This window comes from Streptomyces sp. NPDC026500, assembly GCF_055567635.1.
The window spans coordinates 283,953-305,081 of sequence record NZ_JBVHQB010000004.1 but is presented as its reverse complement, the minus strand read 5'-3'; the positions used below and the strand labels follow the sequence as shown (position 1 = coordinate 305,081).

The window sequence follows — 21,129 nt, the reverse complement described above, 5'->3', positions numbered from 1 at the left end:
GCGGCGCGGGCCACCCCTCGCGGCGTTCCCGGGGCCCGTGGAACCCCTCCCTGTCCGGGTGGATGCCGGTCCGCACGCGCGGGCGACGACGCGGGTGGTCACGTACTGGCGTACGAGAGAGATCCGGACAACCGTTACGCGGTGCGCGACCGCACCCTCCCGCCGCGTTTTCGGCCCACGGCGTCGACCGCGGGTCCGAGGTGCCGGCCGCCCCCGCGCACCGCTCCGAGGGCCCGTCGCACATCAGCTCCGTGCGCGGCGGTGGGGCCGAACCCGTCGGCCACCGCGGGCCGCCGTGCGACGCGGAGGCCAACTGCGCACCGGGAGAACGGACTTCAGGCTCCGATCCGGCGGCCGGCGGGTCCGGACGGGCATCCCGCCCTGGTGATCGGCCCTTTCGCCTCGCGCGAGGGGGCCGCGGCGCCGGGCGCGCGACGGCTCGCGCGGTGGCGCGAACTGTAACCCTCACACTCCCTCGATGTGACAGCGATGTGACGGGTGCATGAAACGGTTTGCCGAACATGCGTAGGGTGCAAACAACTCATCAGAAGCGGCGGACCGGAAATCCGGACGGTTCGCGGACCGACGACGCGAGGGAGGGAGCCGGAGCGATGGGCGACCACAAAGAACAGCCCCTTCGGGTGGGTGCGGCCGTACGGCGACGGCGTCGGGCACTGCGGCTCACCCTTGCCGTCGTGGCCGAGCGAAGTGGCCTGTCGGTGCCCTTTCTCAGCCAGGTGGAGAACGAGCGGGCGCGGCCCAGCAGAAGTTCCCTGGAGAGAGTCGCCGACGCCCTCGGCACCACCGCCGTCGACCTGCTCGCCGCCGCCGACCCGGCGTGCAGTGTCGACGTCGTGCGCGCCGACGCCGGTGCCGAGTTCACTTCCGAGGCCCACGCGCGCCCTCTGGTGCGCGGTCACCACCAGCTGCATGCCACCGAGTTCACCGGCGATCACGAAGAGGGACGCGAACTCCAGCACCGCAACGACAAGTTGATGTACGTCGCCGACGGTGCCGTCGAGGTCGAGGCGGAGGGGCGTGCCCATCGGCTGGGGCGCGGGGACACGCTCTATCTGACGGGCGGGGTGCGGCACCGCTGGCGTGCCACCGTGCCGGACACCCGGGTGGTCGTCGTCGAGGTCGCCGACCACATCGACGCGGTGGAGGACCGGCACAACCTCGGCAGGCGCTGAGGGGCGCGGCCGAGGGCGGCGCGGGCGGGAACGAGGCGGGAAAAGACGGCGCGGGAGAGGATGGCGGGAGAGCGGACGGCGACGGAGAGGCGGAAGGGTATGCGGGTGGTGTCCCTCGTGCCCTCGCTCACGGAGGCCGTCGCCGTGTCCGTGCCCGCCGCCCTGGTCGGCGCGACCGACTGGTGCAGCCACCCCGCGGACCTCGACGTCGTACGGATCGGGGGCACCAAGAACCCCGACGTCGACGCCGTCGTACGGCTCGCGCCCGACCTCGTCGTCGCCAACGAGGAGGAGAACCGGGAGCCCGATCTGGCCGCCCTGCGCGAGGCGGGCATCGAAGTACTGGTCACCGAGGTGCGGGACGTGCCGGGGGCCTTTCGCGAACTGGACCGGGTGCTCGGCGCGTGCGGCGCGCTCAGTCGCCCGCGCTGGCTGGACGCGGCGGAGGCCGCGTGGACGGAGCCGGCCGCTCCCGGCCGCCGTACGACCGCGATCGTGCCGATCTGGCGACGGCCCTGGATGGTGCTGGGCCGGGACACCTTCGCCGGAGACGTTCTCGCCAGGCTCGGCGTCGACAACGTGTACGCGCAGCACGAGGACCGCTACCCCCGCGTCCCGCTCCCCGAGCTGACCGCGGCGGCCCCGGATCTCGTGGTGCTGCCCGACGAGCCGTACCGCTTCACCGCCGACGACGGGCCCGAGGCCTTCCCGGGGCTGCCGCACGCCCTCGTCGACGGCCGCCTGCTGACCTGGTACGGACCGTCGCTGGCCGAGGCGCCCGCGCGGCTCAGCGAGGCGCTGCGAGCAGCACATCCGCGGATGTAGCTTCGCGGCATGGCCGGGTGGTCGACTCCAGCTCATGCCCCTGATCGACGCGATCCCCGCAGTCGAAGGCCGACGAGGACGCCCTCGCCGCAACCCGGACTCGTCTTCGCCGGCCACGGCTACGATCACGCCTCTACCGCGACCAGTCCGCGCCCTCCGCATCGGGCCCCCACGACGAGGAGCCGATCCTCGCCGCCGGACCGTGGTCCCCGACCAGGAGTTCCGGTCGGGACCACGGTCCGGCGGCGGTGTCCGTTCAGTCCCCGGGCCGCACGGGCGCCAGCAGCTCCCGGAGTTCGTCCATCGCCTCCCGGAGCCGGTCGGCGAACGTCCGCATCTGCGCGGCGACCGGCTCGGGCGTGCTCAGGTAGAGGTTGAACCGATCGGGAAGCAGCACATAGGCGACACCGATGCACTGGCTGCTGGTCGACCCGAAGCCGAAGTACTGGATATTGACGGACGGCGCGGAGCTCGTGCTCAGGTAGTCGTCCCGCATGGTCGACCAGCCCGGCGTCCGGTACAGCGAGGGCTGTTCGGTCACCCCGAGCTCGGCCCCCCGCCGACGCTGGATCAGCTCCAGCTCCCACAGGTGCTGCTCGGGCACCTGCCCGGCCTGACACGCCTTGGCGCGCGCCACATGCGCCTCCGTCGCTGCCCGGAACGCGGCGCGCCGGGCGTCCGCGTCCGCCGCCGGGTCCTCCATCGCCGCCACGAAAGCCACCATCTCGGTGGTGACGACGCGCATCGCCTCGGTGCGCCCGTGGCGGTACTGCCGGGTGGCGATCGACTCGTACGTGGCGCCCAGGAGCCCCTTGGCGCGCTGGTGGGCGAGCTGGTAGGCGGCCTGGACGAACGCGTCCGGCGAGACACCCAACTCCTTGGCCGCGCTGCTGCCGAAGTCCGTGAACGACAACGTGCTGGTCGCGGTGTTCTCCCCGTACGCCGCGAACGCGTCGGCGGCGGAGCGCGCCTGGTCCCGCAGCGCGTCGTCCAGTTCGAACACGATCGGCTCCAGCGCCGGCAACCCCTGGGAGCGGGCTCCGGACTGCCGGGACTGCTCCTCGGCCGGGGTGTCGAGCAGGGCGTCGGTGAACGTGAGGATCGTGGTCCCGTCCAGCTCGCAGTGCTCGACGTTGATGCCCGCCCGTCCGTCGGCGAAGACGACGAACGACACGGCCTTGTCGAACCAGCGGTTGCCGCGGTCGCCGTACAGCAGCTGGTCGCAGGCGTCCTGGACATCCGCGGGGGCGAAGTCCTCCAGAGCGACGCAGAACAGCGCGGTCTCGACATCGTCAAGGGCGTCGGCGTTGCGGGGGTGGCAGGCGAGAAGGGACTCCCGGGCGGCCGCCCACTCCGCGCGGGCCATGGTGGTGAGGTGGCCCACCGAGGTGTCCGCGTCGGCGGGGTCGGCCTTCATCACGGAGCGCAGCCCCGCCTCGATGTCATCCAGGCTGTGCGGGACACCGTCCGGCCCCAGCACGTCCAGCCGGAACATACCGCCCCGGAAGAACACCACGACGTGCCGGGCCTCGGACGGGCCCGGCCACTCCTCGGTGTAGGGGGCGCGGACGGTGTCCTGCTGCAGGCCCGGGATACGCGTGCTGGAGAACAGGAACTTGTTCTGCACCATCGACTGAGGTGCTCCGCGCTGCACCACCGGTGGAATCAGCCCCTGATCGAGCTGCCGCTTGTAGTTGAGGGCCCCGGCGACGAGCCCGGCCGCCCGCTGCACCTGCGTCTGGTCGGAGTCCTTGAACAGGAAGAAGAAGTTGGCGTTGAGGGCGATCCGGTCCCGGCGGCCCAGGTATCGGTACGGCCAGAAGGTGTCGAGCCAGCTGTGCACGCCCTCCGTGGCGTCGTATTCCTCCAGCGCGGCATGCAGCACCCGGCCGGGGCCACCGGGTCGGAGGAAGGCGGCAACCTCCGCCTCGGTCGCCGACCGCTCGTCGGCGGTCAGCAGCGGCGTACACCAGGCGAGAAACCTCTCGCAGCTCGCGTCCAGCGTAGGCAGCGGCACGCGCGGGAGGCTGTCCTCCTGGGCGAAGGTCGCGTTGCCTGACGCATCCTGACTGGTCTTCAACTCTGTTCTCGATTCGGATCGTCGGTACCTGTGATGTCGTACGGCCGGGAAAGGTGGAGCTGTGCGTACAGCCAGCCTTCCGCCTCCAGCCCCCGTGGATCCACCCCTGCGGCCGACATGCTGTCGAGCACGAGCGCCTGCTCCTGCGGGGAGGCGAACCGCCGCTGTCTGAACACCTCGCCGACGCGGACGGTCCGGTAGCCCAGACTCGCCAACGCGCGCTCGACGCGGTCGAACGGGAACATCCGCAGCACGAAGTGCGCCATCCAGGGCCGGCGGACGCCCTGCGCCCGGACGACTCGCGTGAGCGTCCGCTCGGTGACGTAGCCGACGCAGCCCGTCGAGATCACCAGGTCCGTACCCGAGAGCTGGGCGCGCTGTCCCGGTGTGGGCTCGTGCTCCTCCAGGTCGGCGTGCACCACGTCGTCGAGGAACCCGGCCTCGAGAGCGTAGGACAGTGCGCTGCCGGAGGTGTCGAGGCCGACGAAGCGGATCGCCTGCGGGGGTTGGCGTGACCGGGCCAGCTCCCGGTCGCGGGCCAGCAGAGCCTCGCGGCTCTCACCCGCACGCTCCTCGTCGCCGTAGCGCGCGTACAGCTCGTCCATGGTCGCGTCGTACTTCAGCAGGGCGGCGTTGATTCCGTACGAGCAGCCGATGTCCAGCACCTGCGGTACCGCGACGTGCTGGGACTCCCGGTACTCCGTGATGATCTTGGCGAAGTAGGGCTTGGCCTGCTGCGGAACGCCGTAGTCGAGCGGGCGCAGCGCCGTGAAATAGGATCGCGGATCGGGCTGGTCGTAGATGTGGTCGAGTGAGACTTTTCCGGTCACGTCGAAACGCACAGGGCTTACTCCTCCGTGGGATCGCGCAGGGGGAAACGGCCTACGGCTACTACGCGTTCTCGCCGCCCCTAGTCCAGGAGCCGGTCGCCGCGGACCGCCCGGCCCTCGGCCGCCAGGTGCTCGGGCAGCACCCGGCCGAAGAGCTGCCGGGTCCGTTCCACGCTCCCGATGACGCCGGGGCGCTCGCTGTAGGCGAATATCGCGGAGTGGCGCGCGACCTCGCCGCGCACCGGGCTCACTCGGTGCAGCGAGTAGCGCCCTTTGAACAACTGCAGGTCACCTGGTTGCAGGGGGAGGCGCCGGGTCAACCGCTCGCCCCGGCCGTCCACCACGTCCCGGACATCGCCGAAATTCTCGTCCCGCGCGGTCCGGATGTTCGGGCAGTACTCGAAGACGCCGCCGGCCTGCGCCTGCTGGGTGAGCATGCTCACGGTGAACTCGTTGGTGTCGAAGTGCCAGGGGTGCTCCATGCCCGGCGCGACGACATTGAGTACCAGGCCGGAGAGCGGGTCCGCCAGCTCGTGCAGCTCCGGCAGTTCGAAGCAGCGGGCGATGAAGTGCCGGAACACCATGTCGGAGTAGAGCCGGCTGATGAGGGAGTCCGCGGGGATGCGGTCCCGCGCGACGAACGCGTTACCCCGCTCGAAGGTCTTCCGGCCCGGATGGTCCTCCGGCAGCGCCGAGTCCACCGCGATGTTGTAGACGTTCACCGTCTCGACGTCGTGGTGCGCCCGGGGGGCGATGGCCGAGCACTCCTGCCGCAGCACATCGCGCAGCGACGGGCGGACGAAGTCCGGCAGCACGGTGCAGCCGAGAGCCGACAGTTCGCGGCGGGCACGGGAGACCACGGCCTGTCCCTGGGCGCTCGCGAGTTCCGACAGGGGATAGCGAGCCGTGTCGACCACCTGATCAAGCGTCAGGGCTTCCAAAGAGCGCATTCGATCCTCTCCACATGCGGGCCGCACCTCTCGTCGGTTCCCTCGCCGGCCCGCGGTTCCACCTCTTACGCACACACGGGACGAGCGACGCGGTCCGTGCGGTCTGCCGGGGACCTCACTCTCGGCTTATCGGCAACTCGGCTGGTAGGAAGGGCACTTGAAGTTCCCACAGCGGTGCTGTGTTGTCTGTGACGCGTCACACTGCCCAACTGTGGGCTCCAGCATGCCTTCGCGGGTTTCGGTACGGCACGGGCCGACCGTCGCGCGGGAGCCGCAGGGACCGGTGCACCCTGCGCGAGGGTCAGCCGGTGAAGCCGGTGATTGCAGGCATCGAGTCGCAGGACGTCAGCCGGTGACCGGGTCACGACGCAGGCCCCACCCGGACTGGCGTAGTTCCCGATCAGGGGGTAACGGCCGCCGCGCTCGGGCTCGACCACCCCGACACCGCCCACCGCCGGGGCGCCCCCGCCATGATCCGCGCAGCGCTGGAAGAGCCGGCGAAGCACGAAACCTGGCCACGTCGATCGATGTGGCCAGGTAGGGGAAGGCGGTTCCAAAAGGCTACTTTCGCGACGGCGCCGCGAGCAGCCTGCCGGTGATCAGGCCGTGTGCGGTGCGGACGGCAGCCACCGACCAGGCGGCCACCAGCAGGGCGTACAGGGCGACGGCGAGCGCGTCGAAGGCGACCAGGCCGGTGTGCCGGGCCAGGCCTTCCGCACCGGTCACGCAGGTCCCGACCGGGAAGGTGAACGCCCACCAGGTCATCGCGAAACCCATGCCCTGGCGGCGTGCCCGTACGACCATCGCGACAGCCAGCGCGAGCCACAGCAGCGCGAAACCCAGCACGGGGACGCCGTAGAGAACCGCGAGGAGCGCGAAGCCCTGGTCGTACGGGGCGGGCACCGCACCGGGCGCGGCGTCCGCGAACTTGCCCACCGCGGTCGTCGACTGGCCCAGCGGACCGAGCACGAGGAAGAGCGTCGGGGTGAGCGCGAGCGGCAGCGGACCCGCGGTGACGAGCCGGGCGAAGATCGTCGGCAGCATCACGAGGGTGGCCAGCAGGCTGATCCCGAACATCGCGACACAGGCGAGGAGCAGCGTCTCCCGGGGCTGTCCGGCCGGCAGGTGGGGAACGAGGAGGGGGCCGAGCGCGGCCGACACCATCGGGGCGACGATCGGCAGCAGCCACACGGGTGACGCCTGTCCGGGCTCGATCCGGTGCCGTACGACCATGAGGTACGGGACGGCCACGGCGGCGGCGAGTCCGATCAGCGTCCCGGCGGCGAACAGGACGGTGTCCACGGCGACCGCCGCCTGTATCCCGATCCAGTCACGGCCGACGAGCAGGGTGCCGCCGCCCACGGCGAGCAGGGCCATCGAGAGGCAGCCGTAGAAGGGGGCCATGGCCGGGTCGAGGAGGTGGGCGCGGGCCTGGTCGCGGTGGTAGGTCCAGTGCAGCGCGCGGGCGGCGAGCAAGGACACCAGCATGGTGAGCGCGACGGCCCATACGACGGTGCAGGCGGTGCGCAGGCCCGGCACGTTTCCGGGCAGTCCGGCTCCCGCCGTCGCCACGATCGCGGTGCCCATCACGGAGGCGTACCAGTTGGGGCCGAGATGCCGGACTGCGGCGAAGCTGCGGCTCCCCGTGACACGGGGGGTGCTTGTGTCGGGGACGGTTCCCGCCTGATGGGCGGACAGGGGCTGGGCTGCGGTGACCATGGCACCACGGTCGCGCTCCCGTCGGCTCCCCACCAGGGAGTGCGGGCCTATGAGGGCATAAGCTGGCTTTATGAGCAGCAGCGCTGAGGATCGCCATGAGTAGCGGTGCTGAGGATCGGCCCGGCGCCGGCATCGCGCACCGGGTGCCCGATCTGGGCGCGCTCGAACTGCTGCTGGCGGTGGCGCGCCTCGGCAGTCTCGGCCGCGCCGCACGCGAGCTGGGGATCACCCAGCCGGCGGCCAGCAGCCGTATTCGTTCCATGGAGCGGCTGCTCGGGGTGGCGCTCGTCGACCGTTCGCCGCGTGGATCCCGGCTCACCCGTGAGGGAGCGCTCGTCACGGACTGGGCGCGCCGGGTGGTGGACGCGGCCGAGGCGTTCGACGCGGGGGCGCAGGCGCTGCGGGACCGGCGCGACTCGCGGCTGCGGGTGGCCGCGAGCATGACCATCGCCGAGTATCTGCTGCCCGGCTGGCTCATCGCGCTGCGCGCGCAGCGCCCCGACACGGCCGTGTCGCTGCTCGCGGGGAACTCCGCCACCGTCGCCGAGCGGCTCCTCGCCGGCGAGGCGGACCTCGGATTCGTCGAGGGACTCTCCGTGCCGTCCGGTCTCGACGCGACCGTCATCGCGCACGACCGGCTGATCGTGGTGACGGCGCCCGGACATCCCTGGGCGCGTCGCCGTGCGCCTCTGGCCGCGGCGGAACTGGCCGCCACGCCGCTCATCCTGCGGGAGGAGGGGTCCGGCACGCGTCAGGTCCTCGACACCGCGCTCGGCGGGCTCGCCCGCCCGCTGATCGAGCTGTCCTCGACGACGGCGGTCAAGGCCTCCGCCGTCAGCGGCGCCGGACCCGCCGTCCTGAGTGAACTCGCCCTCGGTGAGGAGCTCTCCGCCCACCGTCTGGTGAGCATCCCGCTCGCCGACGTCCGGCTCGCCCGCGCCCTGCGGGCCGTCTGGCCGACAGGACACCGCCCCACGGGCCCGGCCCGCGACCTGCTCTCCCTGACGCGGGGGGCCGCCTGACCGCACAGGGGCAGGGGGCCGCCTGACCCACAGGGGTACGGGGGGCCGCCTGACCGCGCAGGCCTCTTCGCTTCTCTGCCCCTGCCCGTCCCGCCCCGGGGGCGCTGCCCCGGACCCCTGCTCCTCGAACGCCGGAGGGGCTGAACTCCGACCCCCGTCCGCTCAGGACGCCGCCGCGACCAGGCCGCGCATCACCCGCAGGTCGTCGCCCATCTCCGGGTGCCACTGGACTCCCAACACCCAGGCGGGGCCGGGGAGTTCGATCGCCTCCACGGTGCCGTCCGCGGCGTGCGCGGAGACCGTGAGACCGTCACCCAGCCGGTCCACCGCCTGATGGTGGTACGTCGGCACAGCGCACGGCTCCGGCACGAGACCGGCGTACCGCGTCCCGGGTGCGGGCGTCACCTCGTGGTGTCCGATGACACCGGTGTCCTTCACATGCCCGTCGAGGTGCTGGACGAGCGTGCCTCCGAGGGCCACGTTCAGGAGCTGGTGGCCCCGGCAGATGCCCAGGAGCGGGGTGCCGGAGTCCAACGCGGCCCGGATCAGGGCGAGTTCCCAGGCGTCGCGCTCGGGAGCGGGCGGCCCCGTACGCGGGGAGCGCTCGGCGCCGTAGCGGGCGGGGTCGACGTCGGGGCCGCCCGCGACGACCACCGCGTCGAGCCGGGCGACGGTCTCGGGCGCCAGGGCCGGATCGTCCGGCGGCAGCATGACGGCGAGTCCCCCCGCCCGCTGCACGAGCTGTGGATAGCCGGCCGGCAGCAGCGCGGCCTCCAGCTCCCACACGCCCCAGCGCGCTCCGGCCTCCAGATACGTACTCACACCGATCAGCGGCCTGCCCACGCGCTTCTCCCTCGGATCCGGGTCGCCACGGCGCCCATGGAACGTCAATGGAAAGGTCTCATACCTTTGCCGGGCGGGGGAGGGGAACGCGCGTGCCCCACGCGTCACGTCCCGGTCGTGGCGCGCCCGCCGTGTCACGACCCCTCGTGTCGCGTCCCGCTCACGCCAGGAACCCGCGCAGCAGCGCCGCCGTGCCCGCGCAGTGCTCCCGCATCATCTCCCGCGCCCCGTCCGCGTCCCCGTCGAGGACCGCCTCGACAAGGGCGGTGTGCTGGCGCTGCGAGTGCTCCAGATTGCGGACGAGGAGCGGGATGCAGTCGAGCAGGTCGTTGACGGAGGCACGGACGGCCGCGTACCGCGCGGTGAGGGAAGGGGAGCCGCACAGCTCCGCCAGGGTGAGGTGGAGCATGGTGTCCAGGCGCCGGTAGTCGGCCAGTGGGGCGTCGTTCGTCCGAGTGAGCGCCTCGCGCAGCCGTACGGCCTGCTGCGCGTCGAGCCCGTGCGTCGCGCACAACCCGGCCGCGCCCACCTCCAGGACCTCGCGGAAACGCAGCACGTCCTCGATGTCGACCGCGGCGACCCGGCGGCGCAGTTCATGCTCGCCCGGTGTGGCGGTGCGCGCCAGCACGAACGTGCCGCCGTACCGGCCGCGCCGCGACTCGACCAGACCCTGGTCCTGGAGCACCTTCAGGACCTCGCGCAGTGTCACCCGGCTGATGCCGAGCCGTTCGGCCAACTCCCGCTCCGCGGGCAGCCGTTCGCCACCCGGCACCAGGCCGAGCCGGACGATCTGGAGGATCTGCTCCAGCGCCTCCTCGAAACCGTTGCCCGCCCGCACCGGCCGCAGCACCGGCGTCAGCCGGTCGTCCGTCCCGCGGTCGGGTTCCGCCCGCGTCATCAGGTCGCGCCCCCTTCCCAAGCAATGGTTCTCCGCAATACCTTATGGCTCTCGGCTGACCCAAGGAGGCTTTTCCGGTGGCAGACCGCACACCCCCGCTCAGCGTCGAAGAACTGCGCCGTCTCGTCGAGGCCGGAGACATCGACACGGTCGTCCTGGCCTTCCCCGACATGCAGGGGCGGCTCCAGGGCAAGCGGTTCGCCGCGGCCTTCTTCCTCGACGAGGTGCTGGAGCACGGCACGGAGGGCTGCAACTACCTCCTGGCCGTCGACACCGACATGAACACCGTCGACGGATACGCCATGTCCTCCTGGGACCGGGGCTACGGCGACTTCGCCATGCACCCCGATCTCGGCACCCTACGGCGCGTCCCGTGGAACGAGGGCACCGCCCTGCTCATCGCCGACCTCGCCTGGAACGACGGCTCCCCGGTGGTGGCCGCGCCCCGCCAGATCCTGCGCCGCCAGCTCGAACGCCTCGCCCGGCTCGGCTACACCGCCCAGGTCGGCACCGAGCTGGAGTTCATCGTCTTCAAGGACACCTACGAGCAGGCCTGGGACACCGGCTACCGGGGACTCACCCCGGCCAACCAGTACAACATCGACTACTCGGTCCTCGGGACCGGTCGCATCGAGCCCCTGCTGCGCCGCATCCGCAACGAGATGCAGGCCGCGGGCCTCACCGTCGAGTCCGCCAAGGGCGAGTGCAACCCCGGCCAGCACGAGATCGCCTTCAAGTACGACGAGGCCCTCGTCACCTGCGACCAGCACGCCGTCTACAAGACCGGCGCCAAGGAGATCGCCTCCCAGGAGGGCGTCTCGCTCACCTTCATGGCGAAGTACAACGAGCGTGAGGGCAACTCCTGCCACATCCACCTCTCGCTCGCCGACGCGGACGGAACCAACGTGATGGCCGGCTCCGCCCAGGACCCGGGCGGCATGTCGGAGGTGATGCGCCACTTCCTCGCCGGACAGCTGGCCGCGCTGCGCGACTTCTCGCTCCTGTACGCGCCCAACATCAACTCGTACAAGCGCTTCCAGCCCGGTTCCTTCGCGCCGACCGCCGTCGCCTGGGGGTACGACAACCGCACCTGCTCGCTCCGCGTCGTCGGCCACGGCCGCTCGATGCGCTTCGAGAACCGGCTGCCCGGCGGCGACGTCAACCCGCACCTGGCCGTCGCCGGACTCGTCGCGGCCGGTCTGTACGGCATCGAACAGAAGCTGGAGCTGCCCGAGGCGTGCACCGGCAACGCCTACACCTCCGAGTACGCGCACGTCCCCACCACCCTGCGCGAGGCCGCCGAGCTCTGGGAGAACAGCGCCGTCGCCCGAGCCGCCTTCGGCGACGAGGTGGTCGAGCACTACCGCAACATGGCGCGCGTCGAGCTGGAGGCCTTCGACGCCGCGGTGACCGACTGGGAGCTGCGCCGCTCCTTCGAACGCATGTGAGGACCCCCTTGTCGCACCCGTACACCTCGTACCCGTACACCTCGCCCCCGTACGACCACGAGCTCCAGGTACTGAACCCCGCCACCGAGGAGGTCGTCGCCACCGTCCCGGCCGCCACCGCCCAGGACGTCGCGGACGCCGTCGTACGGGCCACGAAGGCGCAGGTGCGCTGGGCCGCCCTCGCGCCGGCCGACCGGGCCCGGCTGCTGCGCCGCTTCGCGGCCGTCGTCGACGGCCACATCGAGGAGCTGGCCCGCCTGGAGGTCCGCGAGGCCGGCCACACCCTCGGCAACGCCCGCTGGGAGGCGGGCAACGTCCGCGATCTGCTCGACTACGCGGCCGGCGGAGTGGAACGGCTGACCGGCCGCCAGATCCCCGTCGCGGGCGGCCTCGACGTCACCCTCCTCGAACCGCTCGGCGTCGTCGGGGTCATCGCACCCTGGAACTTCCCGCTGCCCATCGCCGCCTGGGGCACCGCACCGGCCCTCGCCGCGGGCAACGCCGTCATCCTCAAACCCGCCGAGACGACCCCGCTGACGGCACTGCGGCTGGCCGAACTCGCCCTGGAGGCGGGCCTGCCCGAACACCTCTTCCAGGTGCTGCCCGGCGCGGGACCCGTCGCGGGCGCCGCACTCGTCGAACACCCCGGCGTAGCGAAGATCGTCTTCACCGGGTCGACGGCCGTGGGCAAACAGGTGCTGGCCAAGGGCTCCGCCCTCCTCAAGCGCGTCACCCTCGAACTCGGTGGCAAGAGCCCCAACATCGTCTTCGCGGACGCCGACATCGAGGCCGCCGCTGCCGCCGCCCCGATGTCCTTCCTCGACAACTCCGGCCAGGACTGCTGCGCCCGCACCCGCATCCTCGTCCAGCGCTCCGTTCACGACCGCTTCCTCGAACTCGTCACGCCGGAGGTCGAGTCCGTCGTCGTCGGCGACCCCGCCGACGAGCGGACCCAGATGGGCCCGCTGATCTCCGGGGCCCAGCTGGAGCGCGTACGGTCCTACGTCGACGCCGACGCGCCCGGCATCCGGGGCAAGGCCCCCGAGGGCCCCGGCTTCTGGTTCGCGCCCACCGTCCTCACCGGCGTCGAGCCCGACGCGCGCGTGGCCGTCGAGGAGGTCTTCGGCCCCGTCGCCGTCGTGCTGCCCTTCGAGGACGAGGCCGAGGCGATCCGGCTCGCCAACGCCACCGACTACGGCCTGTCCGGCTCCATCTGGACCCGCGACGTCGGCCGCGCCCTGCGCGTCTCCCAGGCCGTCCGGGCCGGCAACCTGTCCGTCAACTCCCACTCCAGCGTCCGCTACTGGACCCCCTTCGGCGGCTTCAAGCAGTCGGGAATCGGCCGCGAACTCGGCCCGGACGCCCTCACCGCCTTCACCGAGACCAAGAACGTCTTCATCAGCACGGAGGGTCCCGCACAGTGACTTCAGACACCCCTGAGACCATCTGCCGCCGCCTGGTCGGCCGCACCGCCGTCATCACGGGCGCCGCCAGCGGCATCGGCCTCGCCACCGCGCGCCGGCTCGCCTCCGAGGGCGCCCACGTCGTCTGCGGCGACATCGACGAGCAGCACGGCAAGGCCGTGGCCGAGGAGGTCGGCGGGATCTTCGTCAAGGTCGACGTGACCGACCCCGAGCAGGTCGAGACCCTCTTCAGGACGGCGTACGACACCTACGGCTCGGTCGACATCGCCTTCAACAACGCGGGCATCTCGCCGCCGGACGACGACTCCATCCTGGACACGGGCCTGGAGGCCTGGAAGCGCGTCCAGGAGGTCAACCTCACCTCCGTCTACCTGTGCTGCAAGGCCGCCATCCCCTACATGCGCCGCCAGGGCAGGGGCTCCATCATCAACACGGCTTCCTTCGTGGCCCGGATGGGCGCGGCGACCTCCCAGATCTCGTACACGGCCTCCAAGGGCGGTGTGCTGGCCATGTCCCGTGAACTGGGCGTCCAGTTCGCCCGGGAGGGCATCCGGGTCAACGCCCTGTGCCCCGGCCCCGTCAACACCCCGCTGCTGCAGGAGCTGTTCGCGAAGGATCCCGAGCGGGCCGCGCGCCGGCTGGTGCACATCCCGGTCGGGCGGTTCGCCGAGGCGGACGAGATCGCGGCCGCCGTCGCGTTCCTCGCCAGCGACGACTCCTCCTTCGTGAACGCCACCGACTTCCTTGTGGACGGGGGCATTTCGGGCGCGTACGTCACGCCCCTGTAGTCGGGCCACGGGTGCGGTCCGCGGGCGGGACGGCCCGTTCGTGCCCGACCTCGGGGGCACCGTGTACCGTCCGTCCCGGCACGTCCTAGAGTGCCGGGATGAGCATGACGCCTCCGCCCGGCTGGTATCGCGACCCGTCGTACCCGCTCGTCGAGCGCTGGTGGGACGGGACCGTGTGGACCGACCACCGGCGTCAGCCCGAGGCGCCCCAACAGCCCCTTATACAGACCCGGTCGCCCAGCGGCTCCGGCTCCGGCCGGGCCAAGGCAGTCGCGCTCGTGACAGCCGCGGTCGTCCTCGTCGCCGCGATCGTCACGGGCGCCGTGCTGCTGCGCGGCGAGGACAGCGGCGACAAGGCCGCGGCACAGACCACGCCCGCCGTCGCGTCTCCCACGGAGACCGACGGCCCGTCACCGTCATCGGCCGGTCCCTCGCCGTCGGCCGGCGACCCGTCCGTCGTCACGGACGAGCTCGACGGCATCACCTTTCCGGTCCTCGACGGCTGGGCACGACCGCAGTACGTCGTCGACCACGACACGGTGTTGACGACTCCGGGGACCTACGACTGTCCGGGCGACCCCGGTCTGTGCCGGCACGGCCGGGTCGTCTCGCGCACGGCCACGGCCACCGACGTGACGTCCCCGAAGGCCCTCGCAGAGGGGGACATCAAGGACGCCGCCGACAGCGCGTACGACCACGACGTCGTCGGCAGCCGCCCCTTCCGGGGCGTCACCTCCCACCGCCTGGTGGATTCCGGCTCGGTCGCCGTCGCCGGGCGCGCCGGGTACTTCGTGCGCTGGAAGGTCAAGACCGGTGTGGGGCCCGGGGGTTATGTCGAGTCGCTGGCCTTCCCGTCCAGTGTGGGCTCGCAGTCGCTGGTCATCGTCCGCTTCGCCTTCGACGCCGGCGCCGACGGGCCGCCGCTGTCCGACATGGACCGGATCACCAAGGGGATCCGGTCGGTCGGCGACAAGGACGCCGGAGGCGGTGTGGGCAGCAGCATCGGCCCGTCGAATCAGACCGTGACTGGTGACTGGTGACTGGTGACTGGTGACCGGTGTCACGGGCGGGTGACCGGAGTCCCCGCGCACTCGGGTACGGGGGAGGGGGCCGTCTTCACCCGGATCGGCGACGGTGTGGCGCCGCCGGACCGGAGAAGGCGTGGCCCCGCCGGATCAGAGGAAGGTGTGGCCCTCTCCGCGGTAGGTCGGGACTGAGGCCGTGACGGCGTCGCCCTCGACGAGGTGAAGCGTGTCGAACCGCTCGCACAGCTCACCGGCCTTCGCGTGCCGGAACCACACCTTGTCGCCTATGAGCAGATCGTCCGCCGGGGAGCCCAGCAGCGGGGTCTGCACCTCGCCGGGACCCTCCTGGGGGTCGTACGAGAGCCCCTCCGGCAGATACGGGACGGGCAGCCGGTCGGGGCCCGCGGCCCCGGACGCGGGGTATCCACCGCCCAGCACGGTCACCACACCCACCCCCGGCCGACGCACGACGGGCTGGGCGAACAGCGCGGCCGGGCGTCCGCTGAAGGACGTGTAGTTGTCGAAGAGCCTCGGGACATACAGTCCCGACCCGGCCGCGATCTCGGTGACCGCGTCCTCGGCGGCCGTGTGCTGGACGCTGCCGGTGCCGCCGCCGTTGACGAATTCGAGGTCCGGCTCGACGGCCCGTACCGCCCGGACGACCTCCGCGCGCCGCTGGGCGAGCTCCTTGCGGGCGGTGGCCTGCATCAGCCGTACGGCACGCGAGCGCAGCGGCCGTCCCGAGATCGCGTCGCCGACGCCCGCGATGTGGCCCTCGTACGCCATGATCCCCACGAGCTTGAACCCGGGCGCGCGTTTGACGGCGCGGGCCATCTCCGCCACCTGGGCGGGGGAGTGCAGCGGCGAACGCAGCGCTCCGACCCGGACCCGGCCGCCGAACAGCTTGAGCGAGGTGTCCAGCTCCAGGCAGACCCGCACGACCTCGGTGCCACCCTGGCGAGCCTCGTCCATGAGACGGAGCTGCGCCGGGTCGTCGACCATGACGGTCACTGCGGCGGCGAGCTTGGGGTCGGCGGTCAGCTCGGCGTAGCCCTTGCGGTCGGCCGACGGATAGGCGAGCAGGACGTCGTCGAAACCGGACCTGGCCAGCCACAGCGACTCGGCGAGGGTGAAGGACATGATCCCCGCGAAGCCGTCCCGGTCCAGGACGCGTTCCAGGAGGGTGCGGCAGCGGACGGACTTGCTGGCGACACGGATCGGCTTGCCGCCGGCCCGGCGGACGAGGTCGTCCGCGTTCGCGTCGAAGGCCTCCAGGTCCACGATCGCGACGGGGGCGTCGAGGTGAGCGGTGGCCCGGTCGTAGCGGGCCCTGTCGGCGGCACGGGCAGTCATGAGCGAAGACTGCCAGACTCGATTACCGCAGGGTAGGGGGACGTTCCGGGCAGATGCCCCGGTGCCTCGAACTGGTTCCCGCCGGACGCGCGTCAACCCGTAGAGTGACGCGGACGCAGGGAGGAACGACCTTGCCCCGGCGGGCCCTGCCCGGGGTGACGGTCCACCGGTGCGGGTATGCGTGCCCGTGGCGAGCCTCTTGCGCACACGCGAAACGGTTCGCCGAGCTCCGGGGCGGCCGACAGCCCGGTACGAGGAAACGGGGGGTGCATGAGTACGGAAGCGCGGCGTGCCTCGAATCTCCAGCGGCCCACCGCCTCATCCGCCGAGCCCGCGCAGACCTCCCAGACTCCACCGGCTCCGACGAACCCTCCGGTTCCGTCGAACCCTCCGGTTCCGTCGAACCCACCGGCTCGGTCGGCTCCGGCCAACCCGCCGGTTCCGTTGATTCCTCCGGCTCCGGCGGCCCGGTCCGCTCGGACGACTCCGGCCGACGGACCGACTCCCCCGAAGCCGTCCCGGTCGCCCGAGCCGTCCCTGTCGGGCGGGGAGGACTGGTCTGCCGAGGATCCCTCGCCGGCCACGCAGGGGTCCGCGTCCCGGTCCGGGCACGCCGGGTCCGACCGCGCTCCGGCGGTCCCGCCGCGCCCCGCGAGCCCGCCCCGTGGCGTGGCTCCGTCGGTGCCGCCCCAGCCCGTCGGGCCGCCGTCGACGCGGGAGTGGGCCGGTTCTCCGGGCGGGCCGTCCGCCGGCGAAGGCGGGTTCCGGCCCGCCGGCGACGTCTCCGCGCCGACTTCCGCCACGACTTCCCCTTCGGCTTCCACCTCCGCGCAGACCTCCACGCCGGGACCCGTGCGGGCCTCGCGGGTGCCTTCGCCGCCGCGTTCCTTCGACTTCTTCGAAACCGCGACAGAAACGGACGAAACCCCCGGCACGCCGGGTGCCCCGAGGTCGGCTTCGCCTTCCGGGCCGGGGCCTGTCTCGTCCGGTGGTCCGGGGTCTGCCCCGGCGGGTGGTTCGGGGTCTGCCCCGGCGGGTGGTTCGGGGTCCGCTTCGTCCGGTGGACCGGCGTCGGCCTCGCCCGGTGCGCAGGGGTCCGCCCCGGCGGGTGGTCCGGGGTCCGGTTCGTACGGCAGGCCGGCGTCGGCCTCGTCCAGTGCGTCGGGGTCCGCCTCGGCGGGTGCGCGAGGGTCCGCTTCGTCCGGTGGACCGGCGTCGGCCTCGCCCGGTGCGCAGGGGTCCGCTTCGTCCGGCGGACCGACGTCCGCGGCGCCCGACGCGCCCGGGGCAGCCGCGCCCGGTACGCCGAGGCTCGCCTCGTCCGGTGCCCCGGGGGCTGCCTCGCCCGCCGCGCCGACGTCCGTCTCGCCCGGTCGGCCGTGGTCCGCCACCTCCGCCGCGGCGGACGCCCCGACCGGTACGCCGGGCGCCGACGCGCCTTGGTCGGCCTCGACCGGTACGCCGGAGGCCGACGCGCCTCGGTCAGCCCCGACCCGTACGCCGGGGGCCGACGCGCCTCGGTCCGCCTCGACCGGTACGTCACCGTCCGGGGCCGAGCGCCCGGCGACGGCGTCCACCGCTCCTCGCCCCGCGCCGGAAGCCGTCCCGTACGGCTCCACGGCATCCCCTTCGGAGCGCCCGGCCACGCCCTCGGCGGCCTCGGAGCGCTCCGCGTCGGACGCCGCTCCGCAGGGTCCTGCATCCGCATCAGCGTCCGCGTCCCGGCCGGAGGCCCGGCGCTTCCCCCACCTGCGCCCCGAGGCGCGGCCGGGGTCGTCGAACCCGCCGCCCCCCGCGGCCTCCGCACGCTTCCCGGACGCGCCGCCCGCGTCCGCCGAGCCGGCGCGTCCCGATGGGGCGCACCCCGCCGGACCGTCGCGGCCCGGCGGGACCCAGCGCCCCGGGGCGCGCCCCGCCCGGCTGTCGCACCCCGCAGCGCCGCAGCGCCCGTCCGAGCCTCGGCGCGCCTTCGAACCCCCGCGCCCCTCCGACCCGGCGCCCGCCTTCGACCCCTCGCGGCCCTCCGCGCCCCCGCGGTTCTCCGGTCCGGCGCGCGCCTTCGACCCCTCGTGCCCCTCCGACCCCTCGCCGCCGTCCGAGCCCTCGCGGTTCTCCGGTCCGGCGCGCGCCTTCGATCCCTCGCGGCCCGCCGCGTCCTCCCGCCCCTCGGAGCTTCTCCGTCCGTCCGAGCCCCCACGCGCCTCCGCACCCCCGCGCCCGTCCGAGCCTTCACGGCCCTCCGACCTCTCACGGCCCTCCGAGTCTCTGCCTGGGTCCGAGTCCGTGGCGTCGTCGCGGACCGGGACGGCAGGGCGGCCCGCCGTGTCCGGGGAGCGGCTCGCGGAGACGATCCGGGGGCTGCGGCCCGGACGGGTCGAGCAGCCTCCTGTGCCCTCCACGCCCACGCCCTCGTTCACCCCGCCTCCGTCGGCAACCCCCGCCGAGGGAGCCCCGGGCGTGCAGCGCCCCTTCGTATCGTTCGCGGAGCCCGAGACGTACGGCGCCGACACCGCCCGGACGCGTCCGTTCCGTGGGCGGGCCCGGCCTCGTACCGTGGCCGCCGCGGCCTGTGTCGTTCTCGGGCTCGGGCTCATCGGCGGTGCGGTGACCGGGAGTTGGCTCACCGGCGACAACGCGGACGGACCCGGTTCGCCCGGTGCCTTCGCGGCGGCCGGAGAGCTCTGGCACAGCGTCCCCGTGGACCAGCTCTTCCCGCCGAGCGTGCGCGGCGACGGAGCGGGCCCCGGCGGCTCCGACCGCACCTGGACGCGGATCGCCGTCGCCCCGGACACCGGCTGCAAGGGCGCCTTCGACCCGCTGCTGCGCCAGGCCCTCGCCCCCGTCGGCTGCCTGCGGCTGCTGCGCGCCACCTATGTGGACGCGACCCGGAGCCATGTCACCACCGTCGGCCTGCTGTTCACCAAGGCGGACGCGGCGGGCATGACCTCGCTGAAGGCCCGCTTCCGCAAGGAGGGCCTGGACCGGCGCACCGACCTGCTGCCCCGTCCCTACGCGGCGAAGGGCACCGCCGCCGAGGGCTTCGGCAAGGCTCAGCGCGCTTCCTGGACCGAGGCGGTCCTCACGGACGCCCCCGTCGTCGTGTACGCGGTCTCCGGGTTCGCCGACGGGCGCACGGTCACCACCCCGCAGCCCGCCGCGGACGCGATGAAGCCGGACTCGACCACGGCCGCGGCCCAGGCGGGTCTCGGCCACGAGGCGCAAGGCCTCGCCGACCGGGTCGAGCGAGGCCTCCGCAAGACCGTCACCTCGGCCACGGAGAAGCCGTCATGACCCGCAAGGCCGGCCCCGCCAGCCCTATCCAGCAGACCGGCACGGCCGGCACGACCGGCACGACCGGAGTGACCGTGGTGACCCGCACGGCCGGAGCGCCGACCGCGTGTGCGGAGAGCGTCCCGGTCCGTCGGAGCCCGGTGCCGGGACTGCTCCGCACGGCCCCCGCCGCCGACAACACCCGGCGCCTGCGCGCGGTCCTCGGGGCCCGCGTACCCCGGCTCACCCGCCGGTCCGGCGCGCTCGCGGCCGTCCTCGCCGCATCGCTCGCCCTGGTGCCCTCGACCGCAGCGCACGCCGACGGCATACGTGCCCAGCAGTGGGGCCTCGACGCGATGCACACACAGCAGGCGTGGCGTACGACCAAGGGCAAGGGCATCACCGTCGCCGTCCTCGACACCGGCGTCGACTCCCAGCACCCGGACCTCACGGGCAATGTGCTCGCCGACAAGGACATGGTCGGCTTCGGCGCGAGCCGCGGTGACCGGGCCTGGGCCCGGCACGGCACCGCCATGGCGGGCATCATCGCCGGGCACGGCCACGGGCAGGGTGACGCGAACGGCGTCATGGGCATCGCCCCGGAGGCGAAGATCCTGCCCGTCCGCGTCATCCTCGAAGACAAGGACCCGGCGCGCTCCAAGGCCCGCAACACCCGTGGCAACGCACTCGCCGAGGGCATCCGCTGGGCCACCGACCACGGCGCCGACGTCATCAACCTCTCCCTCGGCGACGACTCCAAGTCCGCCCACCCCGAGCCCGCCGAGGACGAAGCCGTCCAGTACGCGCTGAAGAAGGGTGCCGTCGTCGTCGCCTCGGCCGGCAACGGCGGGGAGAAGGGCGACCACATCTCGTACCCCGCCGCGTACCCCGGTGTGATCGCGGCGACCGCCGTCGACCGCTACGGAACCCACGCCTCCTTCTCCACCCGCCGCTGGTACGCCACCGTCAGCGCCCCGGGCGTCGACGTCGTCATCGCCGACCCGGACGACCGGTACTACGAGGGCTGGGGCACCAGCGCGGCGTCCGCGTTCGTCTCCGGCGCGGTCGCGCTCATCAAGGCCGCCCACCCGGGTCTTTCCCCGGCCCAGATCAAGCAGCTCCTCGAGGACACCGCCCGCAACGTGCCCTCAGCGGGTCGCGACGACTCCCGTGGCTTCGGCTTCATCGACCCCGCCGCCGCCATCAAGGCGGCCGGCCGGCTCAAGCCACAGGGCCTCAAGGCGGCGGCGTACGGCCAGAAGTACTTCGGCGCCGGCCCCGACGCCCCTGACAACGGCGGCAGTTCGGCCGACTGGGCCGGTCCCCTCGCGGGTGCTCTGGGCCTGGCCCTGCTCGGGGCAGCGGTGTTCCTGTGGCGCGGCCGCAGAAACCCGCACCCGTTCGACCGGCCTTAGCCGCAAACACCGTTCGCAGCACGCCCTCGCACTCCCCGGTACGCAC

The 21,129-nt window shown here is 72.9% G+C and carries 16 protein-coding genes; 9 read left to right on the top strand and 7 right to left on the bottom strand.

Annotated elements, in window-relative coordinates:
- The first annotated feature begins 611 nt into the window (after nucleotides 1-611).
- Together ACZ4N5_RS09655 and ACZ4N5_RS09650 are read left to right on the top strand one after the other, a co-directional pair.
- Nucleotides 612-1,193 carry a helix-turn-helix domain-containing protein gene (locus ACZ4N5_RS09655; protein ID WP_467756549.1) on the top strand — a complete coding sequence of 194 codons (582 nt, stop codon included), beginning with the start codon at nucleotides 612-614 and terminating at the stop codon, nucleotides 1,191-1,193.
- A gap of 99 nt (nucleotides 1,194-1,292) precedes the next feature.
- The gene (locus ACZ4N5_RS09650; protein ID WP_467756548.1) at nucleotides 1,293-2,018 is read left to right on the top strand and encodes a helical backbone metal receptor; all 726 of its coding nucleotides are present in this window, start codon (nucleotides 1,293-1,295) and stop codon (nucleotides 2,016-2,018) included.
- 256 nt (nucleotides 2,019-2,274) lie between these two features.
- Here ACZ4N5_RS09650 and ACZ4N5_RS09645 read toward each other — a convergent pair whose 3' ends face one another.
- From ACZ4N5_RS09645 to ACZ4N5_RS09630, 4 genes are all read right to left on the bottom strand, one after another.
- Nucleotides 2,275-4,035, bottom strand: a complete 1,761-nt coding sequence (locus ACZ4N5_RS09645; RefSeq protein WP_467756547.1) for a choline/carnitine O-acyltransferase — start codon at nucleotides 4,033-4,035, stop codon at nucleotides 2,275-2,277.
- A 59-nt stretch (nucleotides 4,036-4,094) separates the two neighbouring features.
- Nucleotides 4,095-4,940, bottom strand: coding sequence for a class I SAM-dependent methyltransferase (locus tag ACZ4N5_RS09640; protein WP_467756546.1), 846 nt, complete (start codon nucleotides 4,938-4,940; stop codon nucleotides 4,095-4,097).
- Between the two features lie 68 nt (nucleotides 4,941-5,008).
- Nucleotides 5,009-5,878: a HalD/BesD family halogenase gene (locus ACZ4N5_RS09635; RefSeq protein WP_467756545.1), complete on the bottom strand. Its 870-nt coding sequence runs from the start codon at nucleotides 5,876-5,878 to the stop codon at nucleotides 5,009-5,011.
- Nucleotides 5,879-6,439: 561 nt separating this feature from the next.
- On the bottom strand, nucleotides 6,440-7,597 hold the full coding sequence (locus ACZ4N5_RS09630; RefSeq protein ID WP_467756544.1) for a TDT family transporter: 1,158 nt from the start codon (nucleotides 7,595-7,597) through the stop codon (nucleotides 6,440-6,442).
- Between the two features lie 95 nt (nucleotides 7,598-7,692).
- On the opposite strand from ACZ4N5_RS09630, the gene ACZ4N5_RS09625 reads away from it, so the two are divergent.
- Nucleotides 7,693-8,619, top strand: coding sequence for a LysR family transcriptional regulator (locus ACZ4N5_RS09625; RefSeq protein WP_467756543.1), 927 nt, complete (start codon nucleotides 7,693-7,695; stop codon nucleotides 8,617-8,619).
- 162 nt (nucleotides 8,620-8,781) lie between these two features.
- Here ACZ4N5_RS09625 and ACZ4N5_RS09620 read toward each other — a convergent pair whose 3' ends face one another.
- On the bottom strand, nucleotides 8,782-9,462 hold the full coding sequence (locus ACZ4N5_RS09620) for a gamma-glutamyl-gamma-aminobutyrate hydrolase family protein (RefSeq protein WP_467756542.1): 681 nt from the start codon (nucleotides 9,460-9,462) through the stop codon (nucleotides 8,782-8,784).
- A gap of 160 nt (nucleotides 9,463-9,622) precedes the next feature.
- Nucleotides 9,623-10,360, bottom strand: coding sequence for a FadR/GntR family transcriptional regulator (locus tag ACZ4N5_RS09615; RefSeq protein ID WP_467756541.1), 738 nt, complete (start codon nucleotides 10,358-10,360; stop codon nucleotides 9,623-9,625).
- Nucleotides 10,361-10,437: 77 nt separating this feature from the next.
- On the opposite strand from ACZ4N5_RS09615, the gene ACZ4N5_RS09610 reads away from it, so the two are divergent.
- From ACZ4N5_RS09610 to ACZ4N5_RS09595, 4 genes are all read left to right on the top strand, one after another.
- A complete protein-coding gene (locus tag ACZ4N5_RS09610; protein ID WP_467756540.1) occupies nucleotides 10,438-11,808 on the top strand; it encodes a glutamine synthetase family protein in 1,371 nt (456 codons plus the stop codon).
- A gap of 8 nt (nucleotides 11,809-11,816) precedes the next feature.
- Entirely contained in the window at nucleotides 11,817-13,232 is a 1,416-nt protein-coding gene (locus ACZ4N5_RS09605) for an aldehyde dehydrogenase family protein (RefSeq protein WP_467756539.1), read from the top strand.
- A complete protein-coding gene (locus ACZ4N5_RS09600; RefSeq protein WP_467756538.1) occupies nucleotides 13,229-14,020 on the top strand; it encodes a 3-oxoacyl-ACP reductase in 792 nt (263 codons plus the stop codon). Before ACZ4N5_RS09605 ends, ACZ4N5_RS09600 begins: the two co-directional genes overlap by 4 nt.
- A 98-nt stretch (nucleotides 14,021-14,118) precedes the next feature.
- A complete protein-coding gene (locus ACZ4N5_RS09595) occupies nucleotides 14,119-15,060 on the top strand; it encodes a DUF2510 domain-containing protein (protein WP_467756537.1) in 942 nt (313 codons plus the stop codon).
- A gap of 135 nt (nucleotides 15,061-15,195) precedes the next feature.
- On the opposite strand, the gene ACZ4N5_RS09590 is transcribed toward ACZ4N5_RS09595, so the two are convergent.
- Complete coding sequence (locus ACZ4N5_RS09590) at nucleotides 15,196-16,398, bottom strand: amino acid deaminase/aldolase (protein ID WP_467756536.1); 1,203 nt, start codon at nucleotides 16,396-16,398, stop codon at nucleotides 15,196-15,198.
- Between the two features lie 2,457 nt (nucleotides 16,399-18,855).
- Between ACZ4N5_RS09590 and ACZ4N5_RS09585 the strand changes: the two genes are divergently transcribed.
- Both ACZ4N5_RS09585 and mycP read left to right on the top strand, forming a co-directional pair.
- The gene (locus ACZ4N5_RS09585) at nucleotides 18,856-19,689 is read left to right on the top strand and encodes a hypothetical protein (protein WP_467756535.1); all 834 of its coding nucleotides are present in this window, start codon (nucleotides 18,856-18,858) and stop codon (nucleotides 19,687-19,689) included.
- Nucleotides 19,686-21,083: a type VII secretion-associated serine protease mycosin gene (mycP, locus tag ACZ4N5_RS09580; protein ID WP_467756534.1), complete on the top strand. Its 1,398-nt coding sequence runs from the start codon at nucleotides 19,686-19,688 to the stop codon at nucleotides 21,081-21,083. Before ACZ4N5_RS09585 ends, mycP begins: the two co-directional genes overlap by 4 nt.
- The last annotated feature ends 46 nt before the right edge of the window (nucleotides 21,084-21,129 follow it).